The sequence below is a fragment of the Methanolobus sp. genome, assembly GCF_016278365.1.
Taxonomy (GTDB): Archaea; Halobacteriota; Methanosarcinia; order Methanosarcinales; family Methanosarcinaceae; genus Methanolobus.
Genome location: NZ_JADQBZ010000018.1, coordinates 23,873 through 35,616 on the forward strand (window position 1 = coordinate 23,873; position 11,744 = coordinate 35,616).

At 45.6% G+C, this 11,744-nt stretch carries 14 protein-coding genes; 6 read left to right on the forward strand and 8 right to left on the reverse strand.

Annotation, left to right across the window (positions count from 1 at the left end):
- Positions 1-189: 189 nt before the first annotated feature.
- Complete coding sequence (locus tag QZZ22_RS13750; RefSeq protein WP_292466029.1) at positions 190-333, forward strand: PEF-CTERM sorting domain-containing protein; 144 nt, start codon at positions 190-192, stop codon at positions 331-333.
- 176 nt (positions 334-509) lie between these two features.
- Here the strand turns inward: QZZ22_RS13750 and QZZ22_RS13755 are convergent, their stop codons facing one another.
- Together QZZ22_RS13755 and QZZ22_RS13760 are read right to left on the reverse strand one after the other, a co-directional pair.
- Positions 510-797, reverse strand: a complete 288-nt coding sequence (locus tag QZZ22_RS13755) for a hypothetical protein (RefSeq protein WP_292465938.1) — start codon at positions 795-797, stop codon at positions 510-512.
- The gene (locus tag QZZ22_RS13760; RefSeq protein WP_292465940.1) at positions 797-952 is read right to left on the reverse strand and encodes a hypothetical protein; all 156 of its coding nucleotides are present in this window, start codon (positions 950-952) and stop codon (positions 797-799) included. The genes QZZ22_RS13755 and QZZ22_RS13760 overlap by 1 nt, the downstream gene beginning before the upstream one ends.
- Positions 953-1,286: 334 nt before the next feature.
- Here QZZ22_RS13760 and QZZ22_RS13765 point away from each other — a divergent pair, with 334 nt between their 5' ends.
- A complete protein-coding gene (locus tag QZZ22_RS13765) occupies positions 1,287-1,586 on the forward strand; it encodes a ferritin (protein ID WP_292465942.1) in 300 nt (99 codons plus the stop codon).
- Positions 1,587-1,859: 273 nt separating this feature from the next.
- Here the strand turns inward: QZZ22_RS13765 and QZZ22_RS13770 are convergent, their stop codons facing one another.
- Together QZZ22_RS13770 and QZZ22_RS13775 are read right to left on the reverse strand one after the other, a co-directional pair.
- Positions 1,860-2,693: an AIM24 family protein gene (locus QZZ22_RS13770; RefSeq protein WP_292465944.1), complete on the reverse strand. Its 834-nt coding sequence runs from the start codon at positions 2,691-2,693 to the stop codon at positions 1,860-1,862.
- A gap of 489 nt (positions 2,694-3,182) precedes the next feature.
- Positions 3,183-4,163, reverse strand: a complete 981-nt coding sequence (locus QZZ22_RS13775) for a glycosyltransferase 4 family protein (RefSeq protein WP_292465946.1) — start codon at positions 4,161-4,163, stop codon at positions 3,183-3,185.
- Between the two features lie 285 nt (positions 4,164-4,448).
- Between QZZ22_RS13775 and QZZ22_RS13780 the strand changes: the two genes are divergently transcribed.
- The 3 genes from QZZ22_RS13780 (at position 4,449) to QZZ22_RS13790 (ending at position 6,389) form a co-directional block, all read left to right on the forward strand.
- Positions 4,449-4,604, forward strand: a complete 156-nt coding sequence (locus QZZ22_RS13780) for a hypothetical protein (RefSeq protein WP_292465948.1) — start codon at positions 4,449-4,451, stop codon at positions 4,602-4,604.
- A 107-nt stretch (positions 4,605-4,711) separates the two neighbouring features.
- Positions 4,712-5,632 carry an NAD-dependent epimerase/dehydratase family protein gene (locus QZZ22_RS13785; RefSeq protein ID WP_292465950.1) on the forward strand — a complete coding sequence of 307 codons (921 nt, stop codon included), beginning with the start codon at positions 4,712-4,714 and terminating at the stop codon, positions 5,630-5,632.
- Positions 5,633-5,780: 148 nt separating this feature from the next.
- On the forward strand, positions 5,781-6,389 hold the full coding sequence (locus tag QZZ22_RS13790; RefSeq protein WP_292465952.1) for a VanZ family protein: 609 nt from the start codon (positions 5,781-5,783) through the stop codon (positions 6,387-6,389).
- On the opposite strand, the gene QZZ22_RS13795 is transcribed toward QZZ22_RS13790, so the two are convergent.
- The 4 genes from QZZ22_RS13795 to QZZ22_RS13810 are packed head-to-tail and all read right to left on the reverse strand — an operon-like array spanning position 6,386 to position 10,623.
- Positions 6,386-7,837, reverse strand: a complete 1,452-nt coding sequence (locus tag QZZ22_RS13795; RefSeq protein ID WP_292465953.1) for a nucleotide sugar dehydrogenase — start codon at positions 7,835-7,837, stop codon at positions 6,386-6,388. The genes QZZ22_RS13790 and QZZ22_RS13795 overlap by 4 nt on opposite strands.
- A 52-nt stretch (positions 7,838-7,889) precedes the next feature.
- Complete coding sequence (locus tag QZZ22_RS13800) at positions 7,890-8,822, reverse strand: UDP-N-acetylglucosamine 3-dehydrogenase (RefSeq protein WP_292465955.1); 933 nt, start codon at positions 8,820-8,822, stop codon at positions 7,890-7,892.
- Positions 8,819-9,901: a DegT/DnrJ/EryC1/StrS family aminotransferase gene (locus QZZ22_RS13805; RefSeq protein WP_292465957.1), complete on the reverse strand. Its 1,083-nt coding sequence runs from the start codon at positions 9,899-9,901 to the stop codon at positions 8,819-8,821. Before QZZ22_RS13805 ends, QZZ22_RS13800 begins: the two co-directional genes overlap by 4 nt.
- 50 nt (positions 9,902-9,951) lie before the next feature.
- The gene (locus QZZ22_RS13810) at positions 9,952-10,623 is read right to left on the reverse strand and encodes an N-acetyltransferase (protein ID WP_292465958.1); all 672 of its coding nucleotides are present in this window, start codon (positions 10,621-10,623) and stop codon (positions 9,952-9,954) included.
- Positions 10,624-10,946: 323 nt separating this feature from the next.
- Here QZZ22_RS13810 and QZZ22_RS13815 point away from each other — a divergent pair, with 323 nt between their 5' ends.
- Positions 10,947-11,714 carry a slipin family protein gene (locus tag QZZ22_RS13815; RefSeq protein WP_292465960.1) on the forward strand — a complete coding sequence of 256 codons (768 nt, stop codon included), beginning with the start codon at positions 10,947-10,949 and terminating at the stop codon, positions 11,712-11,714.
- The last annotated feature ends 30 nt before the right edge of the window (positions 11,715-11,744 follow it).

Consider the following 11,744-nt stretch of genomic DNA (forward strand, 5'->3'; position numbering starts at 1 on the left):
TTTCTACAAAGCTATTAACTCTTTTATCAAATAGGCCATTTATTCGAAAAGGGATATGTGGATGAATTGGATCTCACATTTTTTAAGGTATACCGCTATGATCATGATAACAGGCCATGTCAAGATAATGCTCAGTGCAAGTTTCCTGAAGGCTGGGGCTGGTCTACACCTGCATGCGACTATGAGATGATGGAGATATCATGCGAGCCGCAGGAGATCCCTGAGTTCCCGACCATAGCACTTCCAATCGCAGCCATCCTTGGACTGGCATTTTTCTCTTCAATGTCCACAGTGAAGATAAGCACAAAACTAGTCATAATATGTAATCTATAATGGCCAGAAAGTTCGTTACGTAATGGCTTAAATCGAGTTGGATTTTCAAGGATGTCTTTGATTTTCTTTTCAAGTACTGTCTGAAGCTGAATGTTCTTCCTTGCCAGCTTCTTGATCTCCTTCTGACATTCAGATGAGATGAAAAGGGAATAACTCAAAATAATTCACCGACTTGATCACTTGAATATGTCAGATACTTTGTTAACAGTTACATATGAGTTTTTATCTATCTTTTGAATTTTCTCGATCAATTCTTGTTTCATTGGCAGTTCATCAACAGGATGCCAATCATTCATCTCACAAAAATCAGCATCTTCCTTTGAAACAGTCTTATTCCGAATATAGATCTCAAGTATCTTTCGTTTCCTTATCCCCTCCTGTGCAACTTTAGACCATTTTACCCATGAGTGGATCTGGACCTTATCATAGAGATCGTCATCTATTGGAATTGTTAAAGTAGGCATTATTTCTCATAACTCCTTTCAAAGCATTCGAATTCATCGAGCATTTGAATCTTCTTCTGAATACTTTCTTTCGCAACTTGGGGCCAGTTGATATCCGGTAAAGAATCCATTTCTCTTTTGAGGTCTTCTGGTATAGATATGGTAAACCTTTTCATGAGCATCACCATTTGCATAAAAGTATGCATTTGCATATATAATTAATTATGCTTTTGAGTTACATTGTCAAAAAAATACTGGAAACAATAATAATAACAATAAAAGAGTGGTTTAGGTCGGAAGAGAAGGCATTCTTTTCGTCAAGGAGTGAACCCTGGCCAAAAATATAAATGCCTTTTTCCATAATACCATCGGAGGAAATTGGATTTATATTTTTAATATGGGCTCCTGTTGAAACTACTTTCTCTAATAAGGAAGAACCCGTTTGTTACAGAGCTTCTACATGAGCAAAAAACTTATTTCACTTGATGTATAATCTTCTGTTGTGATAACATGTTTCATGAAGACAAAAGCAAGATATCAGAAAAGACCTTAAATCTCAAAAGGGCAATTGATTCTCTCAAAGAGGAACTAGAAGCAGTTGACTGGTATAATCAGAGAGCAGATGCCTGCACTGATGAGAACCTCAAGAAGATACTCATACATAATGCAAATGAAGAGAAAGAGCATGCAGCTATGATTCTTGAATGGATAAGGCAGAACGATGAGGCTTTTGCCAAAGAGCTCAAAGAGTACCTCTTCAGTGATCAGAAAGATATAGCAGGTCTTGAGGAGGAGTCAACCACACATTAAGAGTGGGGATTCCCACTTTATTCATTTATGTGGTGCATTTTTTACAGCGCCAACTGTTATATACGGTAACGCTGTTAATGTGATATTATCGAGGTGCATGCCTTTTTCTACCACTCCCCAACCCCCACTCCCAACGACATGCACCTCAATTAAAGATTTTACATAGATGTCTTCCTAAATGTTGTATACCACTCTAAATAATATTTTGTGCTGCTTTTAAAATCCTTATTAAAAAGGAAGTAATGTGTAAAAAAGAAAGAGTCTAAAGATCTTTCATGTTGGATTATTCCTGTTGTAAGGTGCTGCAGCCAGAGTGGACAGACTGCTTGCTGCTATTGAGCGATATATTGGCTGAGTGGGTGCTAGCCATACAGCTCCGGTCCCTTCAAATGTCTGGAGGAGCCCTTCCCCTGAGGTAAGCCGGCCTGCAATGCCTTTAGATGAACTTTCAACACTGAATTTTACGGAATCTGACCTTAAAAGTGCAAAATTGCCGTCAACCTGAAGCCTCTCGTTGTTAAGGTTATATTTAAGTATCTCGCCCATAGGAACAGGGCTTTCCAGAACGCAGACTCCGGTACCACTTATCTTCGTCTGGAACCAGCCTTCTCCGCCTAGCAGTCCAGCGGTGATGTTCTTCTGAGATGCTACGCCGATCTCCAGGCTTGATTGAGAACAGTAGAATATGCCTTTGTCAACAATGATGGAACCGTTATCAAGATTCACTATGAGGAAGTGACTGAAACTGGGTTCAAGAAATACCTCACCCGTTCCCCTATAAAGAGGGTTGAAAGATGCTTCATTCGTGAGCTTTTTCTTTATCATCTTCTTTGCAAGACCGCCAACACCACCGATATTTGCATCGCATGTTATAGCACCTTTATGGAAATAGAGCGCTCCTGGCTCAACTATCACACCGCTGTCTTTCAAAGTGACCTTAACTTGTTTCAGGGACATGCCTGCTTTCTGCGCATAATACAGATTCTTTGCAAGGGAGGGATCATCACTGCCTGTTAGAGAGTTGTATTGAAGGATCTCTACCTTGAAGTTATCCTTATCGACACTGTCAAGGACAGTCATGTTATTATAGTATTTTGTTTCTGTCATAATTTCACATCCGCAAAAAACAGCACCTCAAGCATAAAAAGCACTGTATATGAATATATTTAACATATATATTATATAAATATACTTGTAAATGCACTACCTTGTGAAGCCCTTTTTGCTTAAGTGAATGTTTAGCATGTCCTTTTTGCAGTCTTGTTCTGGATGGGGATCAGAAGCATAAAAAGCCTGATGCATTCAGTGAAGAGTGGTCACATTATGTGTGTGCCAACATATTAAAAAAATTCAACAGAGTATAATTTTATTTCACATCAAGACAACTTTCAGCATTGCAGTTTTCCCTGTAAAATCCTTTTTTAGTGTAAGAAATATTAGTTCACTTGATTAACTTTCAGATAAGATGGTTCACATGTTAAGAGAAAATTGCCGCCTCTGAATTAAAAAAAGTGCACCTCTCCCGCCGGCAGGCGGCATGTTCCGCTAACATTGATATAAGAGATTCTTTCCGAGCTCAGAATGTTACAAATTCTCTTACATCCTTCCCGGAAGCATTATCCCCAGCAGGCAGAAGAGTCCTGTTACGGCGTACATTGCCCATGTTGCCTGTTTCTCACTGACATTGTAATAATATGGCAGCACCCATTTGAGTGTCAGGGGGTTAGGTACCTCCAGTGTGCCGTCCTCGCGGGTCTTGCCAAATTTTGCAACGGGAAACTTCATGGCTCTCCAGTAGGCGTACATCAGGAAGTTGACGGTATGGGGTATCAGCATTATGAACCCGCTTATTACAAAGCCCTGTATAACTATGAGCACGCCGATAGCAGCACCAATGGTCAGGGATCCTACATTGCCCCAGAATATCCGGGAGGGGTATCTGTCGTAGAGGAAGAATCCCAGTGTTGCTCCTGCTATGCACACAATGGCAAAGATATTCTCGACATCCCCGATAAGCGCAGACCTGATGATCAGCGAGATCAGGACAATGGTCGAGAGACCGGAAGCCAGGCCGTTGAAACCGGAGTGCATGTTCACCAGGTTGGAAGCTACAAGGACGAATGTGGGCACCACGAACTGCAGGTAGAGGATGCCTGTCTCAAAGTTGCCGATAGCCGGGAACACAAAGGCCGTGGTCGTTGCATACTGTATCAGGGGGTAGGAACAATAGTACATAAGCAGTAGCTTTGTCACCCTGCCGATATCTATCATATCGTCCAGTATCCCGAAAAGTCCAAAGAGTGCCACCACGATAAGAGCAACATAATTGGTCGTTGAGAACTTGAAAAAGAGAGTGTTCAGGGAGAAGCACACCATTGCCACAAGCAGTATGGCTATACCGCCCCTATCAGGGACCATGGTGAGCTTCAGTTTGTAGTAGTCCTTTGCGAGAATCCCTTTTTCGGTCAGCTTCGTGATGAAATAGGGCATAGATATGTAAGTGGCAAAGAATGGCACCAGGAAACTACTTGCCAATACAGTGCCAAGGATCACGGAAGGGGAACTCATGTCCAGCATAACACAACACTCTTTTTCAGAAAAATTATTTTTTAACTGTTCAGTTAAATGATTTGAACAACCTATACATGTATCATATATAATTTTTATGCTGCCTGGGTACACTTTCTGCCGAAGGGTTTTATGATTCTCATCATAATGATGAACTTTTTACAATGTGCATATCTTTATATAGAAGGTAGTAACATACTCCAAGTTGAATAAGAACAATGGGTTATTGTCTATTCACTGGTGGTATACAGCATCTATTGGGGCTGTATGGATCGAAGTTAATTGGTGGTCAATGTGAAATTAGTGGAAACGAAATGTGCAACGTGTGGTAGTCCGATATATGTGTATGAGGATTTTGTTCGTGAGAAGATGTATTGTACTCTTCACTGTATGATGTCCTCAGGCTCTGAATCGGTAAGCAGGAACAGACTGGAAGTATTGGCCGGCTGAGATGGCCTTTCTTTGAACCTGTTCTTCTTTTAGCCTTTCTTTTTAGTCTCTTTTTTTAGTTTGCAGTTCAACATTAATATTTTATAATTCTTCCTGTATTAACCTACATGGAAAAAATTCTGATCACAGGTGGTCTGGGGCAGATCGGAAGTTACCTGGTGGACATGCTTCACTTAAACTCACAGGTGACAGTATTGGATAATATGTCTTCCGGCAGCAGTTATGTTGTCCCTGAAGGTGTACGTCTTGTAAAAGAGGATATCCTTTCCCCTATAGCCCGGAACCTGGCGTCTGATCATGATGTGGTGATACACACCGCAGCCCAGATAAGTGTCGTGCGCTCCATGCAGGAGCCTGTTTTCGACGCTCAGAACAATGTATTTGGCACTCTCAACCTGCTTGAAGGCGCACGGCTTGGGGATGTAAGGAAGTTCATTTACATCAGCTCGGCTGCAGTGTACGGTAACCCCCGGTATCTCCCAATAGACGAGGAACATCCCCAGGATCCCATGTCTCCTTACGGTGCAAGCAAGTTATGCGGTGAAAAGTACTGCACCATGTACCATCGCGCCTATGGTCTTCCGGCTGTCTGCATAAGACCTTTTAACATCTACAGCCCGCGTCAGGACCCATCTAACCCTTATTCCGGTGTAATCTCCAAATTCATCAGCAGGGTAAGCCAGAATCTCCCTCCCATAATCTTTGGAGACGGCTCACAGACAAGGGATTTTGTGTCTGCCCATGACGTTGTCAATATGATCTCCCTGCTCATGGGCGATGAACGTTCCGAAGGTAAAGTGTTCAACATTGGCACAGGCATAAGTACACGAATCGATGAACTTGCCGGGATGGTAGTGGATGCCTTTGGCTCAGATACCGGCATAGAGTTCAGGGACCCGGTGCAAGGCGATATCAAAGACAGCTATTCCGATATCTCCCGGGCGAAACAAGTAGGTTACTCCCCGAAAGTGAATCTGCGCAGTGGACTTCTCGAGATTATAGAAGCGCAAAAGCCGGGTCAGGTATAGGCCAGTACGGGCAATATCGGTGATAAGACCCTGTAAAGTACGGAAAGATGTGGGCAAAAAAATAGTAGAATGAGGATAAAATATGGGGAAAATAAGGGCAAAATGCGGGATAATTATTTCAACATTAAGCCTGTTTATCTAGTATCCTATGCCAAGCCTATTAGAGAATAAACTGGTCGCCCGGATAGTGCTTTGGGTGCTTCTCCTGGTAAGGGGTTTCCTTAACATCGTTGACAAGGTATTGAGGTTTGACTACCGGAACAACAAGAAGTACATCTTCCTGTCAATTACCATTGCCTATGCTGCAATGATATTCTACCTGTCATCAAGGTCTGACATTCAGGTGCCTACGCACATATTCAAGATACCTCTGATGTATGCCATCCAGGATTTCCTTGAGGGTTCAGGTATCTATTTTGTCACAGATCTTGTGGAATACGCCTATCTCCATAAGGACAAGGTTGCCCACATGTTCCTCTACTTTGGCCTTGGTGTTTTTCTGCATATGACCTTCAGGAACTCGGATAATCCGGTCATGAGAAAGTATGCTGCTCCTTTTTCCTTTATTGTGGGAATCCTTTATGGGATAAGCGACGAGATCCACCAGACATATGTGCCGGGGCGTACAGGCAATATACACGACCTGTTTGCGAACGGCCTTGGTCTCTTACTGGCCCAGATAATTCTCCTGTCGCTTATACTCTGGGGTCTGCAGGAAAGAAGAAAAAGAAAGCACAAAAAAGAAAGCACCGATTAGGTGCTTAGCTCAACTGCTTTTTTTACTGCATGCTGGTTCTTGTCACCGCGGCCTATGCCCTTGTAGACAAAGCCGGCATCAATGAACCTGTCCGGGTTGATGACATTCCTGCCGTCTATTATCACCGGGTTGCTCTTGCCTGTCAGAGCTTTCAGTCTCTCCGGATCAAGACCGAAGTATTCCTTATGGCCGGTAAGTACCACAACGGCATCCGCTCCCTTTAAAACTTCCTCTATATCCTTGTGTATCTCCACATCGGGATACTGGAGTACGTGAGGGTCATGTACGACGACCTGTGCCCCCGCATCAACGGCCATGTCCCTGTAAGGCTCTGAAGGCGGGTTGCGTGCATCATCCGAGTCGTTTATGAATGCCCATCCAAGCATCGCTATCTTTGAGCCTTTCACTTTTCTGTTAACTCTTCCCAGGGCTGCTTCCGTAAGGTTGTACATGTGCACCGGCATGAAGTCATTCACCCTTCTTGCAAGCACATAGATAGACTCAGCATCAGCAGGATAGTCAAGCGGCTCCTGGCCAAGCTTTACACCGCGCTCAAGGTGATAGGTATCCTTGGTCAGGCAGTGTCCACCCACACCGGCACCTGGATAGAGTATGGCCCTGGTGATGCCCTCACCCTTGAGGCTGTCAATACCTGCCCTGACATCGTATACATTGATCCCCATAGCCTCGCAGTAAAGTGCAAGCTGGTTGGCAGCTGCGATCTGGAGATCCCTGAAAGTGTTCTCTGCAGTCTTTGTGACCTCAGCAGCAGTTGCGGACATAGGGATCACCTTTCCCTTTGTCAGGACCGGGGAATACAGCTCGACCGATCTCTGTGTGCTGGGAGCATCGATACCGCCTACAATGCGGTCGTGTTCCTGGATATTGCGTAGCAGCCTGCCGACCATTACTCTTTCGGGAGCGTGGGCAAGTGCGAAGTCCTCGCCTGCCACAAGACCGGATTCTTCCTCCAGTATCTCACGGCCCATGCCGTCAGTTGTTCCCGGTGTGATGGTTGACTCAAGCACCACAAGCATGCCTGGTCTCAGGTATTTCCCTACATTGCGTATGCCGTCCTTCAGGGCTCCGAAGTCCGGCTCAAGGGCCTTTGAGTCTGCGAATGGTGTCTGGATCGCAAGCGTAACTGCATCCAGCTCTGCTATCCTTGAGAAATCCGAGGTGCACTCGAATTTGCCTGCCCTGACAACCTTTGCCAGAAGATCTTCAAGTCCCGGCTCCTCTCCCTTAAGCGGGCTCTCCCCACGGTTTAGCATATCTATTTTATAACCCGACGAAGAAGAAGCTCTCTGGAATCCCAGGACATGGTCGAACATGTCCGAATCGGCAAACAATGCTGCTGCCGGAATACCCACATATCCCATACCTATAACCCCGATCTTCTTTATAGGGCCTCTTTCCTTTAAAATATTTTCAAGTTTACTGCTCATAGTATCACGTGTACTTTCAGTTAAATTAATAATATGATCATCAGACCTGCTTTCAGATCTGTATAAGTTGCTTCTCTTTATAGGACCTGATCGCAGACAGCCCGACCTGGAGAGCATGCATACCATCCTCGCCTGCAGGATATGGTTGCGTCTGATTCTTTATGCAATCCATGAAATGTTCAAGCTCGTTCCTGAGTGGCTCTCTCTGTTCTATTTTGGCTCTTCTCACCCAGCCGCTGTCATGGAGCTCCACGGTCTGGTCAACATAGTCCAGGTAGGCGACTCCCTTGACACCTACGGCCGTAAGTTTCCTTACTTTGTGCGGGGTGAGCCAGTTAACCTCCACAAGCCCTGAGAACTCATTATCAAAACGCATGTGTATCGTTGCATGGTCTTCCATTGAGTGGATGTCGGCTCCTGCCACTGCATATACCTGGTTAGCGTGCCTGTTATAGAGATAGGATATCACATCAATGTCATGCACCCCTATATCGAGGATGACTCCCACATCCCTTATCCTGGGATTATATGGACCAACTCTGGTTGTGGAAATGGACACTATCTTTCCCAGCAACCCTGAATCGACTATTTCCTTGAGCCTGATGACTGCCGGATTGAAGCGCTCGATATGGCCGACCATGACAAAACGCTTGTGTTCCTTTGCGGCGCTGACGATGGCCTCTGCGTTCTCTACGCTGTCTGCGATAGGTTTCTCCACCAGCACATGCGCACCTGCCTCAATAGCATCAATAGCTACCTGACGATGCATCCGGGTTGGCACAACGATGCTTACGGCATCCAGTCCTTTTGCCAGCAGCTGTTTGTAATCCGTGAACGCTTCGGTAGAGTACTCTTTTGCAAGCCCGCCCACAAGGTTCTGATCAATGTCAGAGATACCTACAAGCTCCACACCCGGCATCTCGCTGTATATCCTGATATGGTTCTTTCCCATTGCTCCTGCGCCAATGACTCCGGCTCTGATCACCTTTTACCACTCCATTCCTTTATACTGCTTATAATATGATTGATATCCTCCTCTGCAAGCTGCGGATGTACCGGCAGTGAGAGGACTTCCCGGCTGGCCTTTTCAGATATGGGCATGCTGTCTGTATAACCCAGGTCCTGATAGTAGGGCTGCCTGTGTATGGGTATGGGATAGTGTATGCCTGTACCTATGCCTTTATCGTTAAGGTAAGCTGCAAGATCGTCCCTTCTTGTCGTACGCACAGTGTACTGGTGGAAGACATGGCCGCACCCGTTCCTTACCGTCGGGCATGTAATGTTCTCTACATCCTGCAACCCTTTTGTCAGGCTTTCTGCATTCTGCTGTCGCTGTACTGTATACCTGTCCAGTTTCTGCAGCTGCACCAGGCCGATAGCTGCACAGATATCTGTCATGCGCAGGTTATATCCAAGCATCTCGTGCAGGTAGCGCTGTGCGGAACCATGGGCACGGATCATACGGGCTTTTTCAGCGACATCTTTGCTGTTGGTCGTGAGCATGCCGCCTTCGCTGGTGGTCATGTTCTTGGTAGGATAAAAGCTGAAAGCTCCTGTGCCAAAGGAACCGACCTTCTTTCCCCCGAAAGTGGCTCCGTGGGACTGACATGCATCCTCAATGAGCAATAGATGCCTGTCTTCCGCTATTTCCCGGATAGCATCCATCTCAGCGGGATGGCCGTACAGGTGGACGGGCATTATGGCCTTTGTCCTGGGACCTATCTTTTCGGCCATGAGGTCCGGATCGATGTTAAACGTCTCAGGTTCGATATCTGCAAAGACCGGCGTTGCACCGGTGAACAGTACGGCATTTGCAGTTGCTATGAAACTGAAGGGGCTTGTGATCACCTCGTCCCCCTTACCAATGCCATGGGCCAGCAGGGCTGCATGCAGGGCAGCAGTCCCCGAGTTCACTGCAACAGCGTGTTCGACACCGTTGTATTCTGCGAAGGCCTGTTCGAAATCGGCAACGCGCTGTCCCTGGGCTATCATGCCCGAGCGCAGTACGTCACTGACTGCCTCTATCTCGGCTTCGTCAAGTTGCGGCTTTGCTACAAGTATCATGGTATCACTAAAGGTTTACAAGTTTGTAATTAACACTAACTAACGCTAAGTTATATTTTGTTCAGGCTTTGCAGTCTTTCAGGCAGGTCTGTTATCTTTGCAGGACAGCCGAGGGCAAGTTTCCATGCAGGCACATCCTTTGTGACAAGCGCCCCTGCGGCTACCATTGCTCCCTCTCCGATCTCGATTCCCGGGACCAGGGTCGAGTTGGCTCCGATAGAAGCTCCTTTCCTGATAACAGGGCCTATAGGATGGTATTCTCCTCTCACAGGGTACTTATCGTTCGCAAGCACGGCACAGGGTCCGATGAAGACGTTGTCCTCTATGGTTACATGCGTTGGAATGTAAACGTTCCCCTGGATGCTCACATTGTTCCCGATACTCACGTTGCCGTCGATTATTACGTTGGTCCCCACCAGTACATCATCGCCAAAGACCGTTTTCTCCCGGATCATGGCATTGTGGCCTGTCCTGAATCTGCTCCCGGTCCTTACATTGCTGAAGATTGTCGTCCCGGCCCGTATGAAAGAGCCGCTACCGATATCACAGCCATGGAACTCAAAGTCCTCGATCTGCTTTCCCTGTGAAGTTACCTGAAGCAGTATGTCCTGCTGAGGATATCCCAGGATCACGTTCTCCATGACCGTACAATTTTCCCCGATGGTCGTGGAGCCATATATCTTTGCAGATGTATGGATATAACTGTTCTTACTATTGTGCATGTGCCCACACTCTCTTGGGTATATATCGCCTTTACCATATAAAGATATTTCAGTTACGACATATTGTTACATCTTATTTATAATTCTCTTTTCTTCTGGATTTTAGAGGAAAATTTGTATGAACGCACTTGTAATAATATTGTTGGAACGGCAGCGATGTCTATTTATCACCCCGGCTTCTATTATGATAGTTTATGATAATTATGGAATTTCACATGCTGAGAATAATCGTGGCATTTGAATATTGATATTTGATATCGTTTTTGATATGCTCTCTACAGAGCTGATCAATAATTCTATTTTCATCAAGGGAGTATCAAAAAATGGCATTAGACCAAATTGTAATTATAGCAGCTATCGCTGCGATCTTTATTATTTCCAAGGCAATACAGATCGTTAATGAATACGAACGTGTTGTTATTTTCCGTCTGGGAAGGTTAAGCGGCATTAAAGGCCCGGGCCTGTTCTTCATAATCCCTGTCATCGATACAGTGGTAAAAGTGGACCTGCGTGTGGTTACCATAGATGTCCCCAAACAGGCAGTTATCACAAGGGACAATGTTACAGTTGCAGTTGATGCAGTTGTGTATTACAAGGTTGTCGACCCTTCAAGGGCTGTCAACGAAGTTGAGAACTACAAATATGCGACCTCCACTCTTTCACAGACCACACTCCGTGATGTCATAGGCCAGATCGACCTGGATGACGTGCTCTCCAAGAGAGATGAGATCAACCTGAACATACAGGAATCACTTGACATTTCCACAGATCCATGGGGTATCAAGGTAACAGGCGTGACCCTCAGGGATGTCAGCATTGACGATACAATGCTGCGTGCTATTGCAAAGCAGGCAGAGGCAGAGCGTGAGAAGCGTGCCCGTATCATCCTTGCTGACGGTGAGTTCATTGCGGCTCAGAAGATGATGGAAGCTGCCCGCCTGTACGAAGAGGTGCCTGTAACCATCAAGCTCAGGGAACTGCAAACTCTTGCCGAGATCGCAAGGGAAGGAAACATGATAGTTGTAGCCAACTCCATTGAGATGGGGGAGATCGCGGCCATGTCCAAGGCTCTCCAGAACAAACCCCGATAAGGGGTGATCTATTTTTTGTAGAAGGCTTTT

What these genes read in the sequence shown, in the direction of transcription:
- QZZ22_RS13750 (WP_292466029.1), top strand. Translation starts at nt 190, where the DNA reads ATGGAGATATCATGCGAGCCGCAGGAGATCCCTGAGTTCCCGACCATA.
- QZZ22_RS13755 (WP_292465938.1), bottom strand. Translation starts at nt 797, where the DNA reads ATGCCTACTTTAACAATTCCAATAGATGACGATCTCTATGATAAGGTC.
- QZZ22_RS13760 (WP_292465940.1), bottom strand. Translation starts at nt 952, where the DNA reads ATGAAAAGGTTTACCATATCTATACCAGAAGACCTCAAAAGAGAAATG.
- QZZ22_RS13765 (WP_292465942.1), top strand. Translation starts at nt 1,287, where the DNA reads ATGTTTCATGAAGACAAAAGCAAGATATCAGAAAAGACCTTAAATCTC.
- QZZ22_RS13770 (WP_292465944.1), bottom strand. Translation starts at nt 2,693, where the DNA reads ATGACAGAAACAAAATACTATAATAACATGACTGTCCTTGACAGTGTC.
- QZZ22_RS13775 (WP_292465946.1), bottom strand. Translation starts at nt 4,163, where the DNA reads ATGCTGGACATGAGTTCCCCTTCCGTGATCCTTGGCACTGTATTGGCA.
- QZZ22_RS13785 (WP_292465950.1), top strand. Translation starts at nt 4,712, where the DNA reads ATGGAAAAAATTCTGATCACAGGTGGTCTGGGGCAGATCGGAAGTTAC.
- QZZ22_RS13790 (WP_292465952.1), top strand. Translation starts at nt 5,781, where the DNA reads ATGCCAAGCCTATTAGAGAATAAACTGGTCGCCCGGATAGTGCTTTGG.
- QZZ22_RS13795 (WP_292465953.1), bottom strand. Translation starts at nt 7,837, where the DNA reads ATGAGCAGTAAACTTGAAAATATTTTAAAGGAAAGAGGCCCTATAAAG.
- QZZ22_RS13805 (WP_292465957.1), bottom strand. Translation starts at nt 9,901, where the DNA reads ATGATACTTGTAGCAAAGCCGCAACTTGACGAAGCCGAGATAGAGGCA.
- QZZ22_RS13810 (WP_292465958.1), bottom strand. Translation starts at nt 10,623, where the DNA reads ATGCACAATAGTAAGAACAGTTATATCCATACATCTGCAAAGATATAT.
- QZZ22_RS13815 (WP_292465960.1), top strand. Translation starts at nt 10,947, where the DNA reads ATGGCATTAGACCAAATTGTAATTATAGCAGCTATCGCTGCGATCTTT.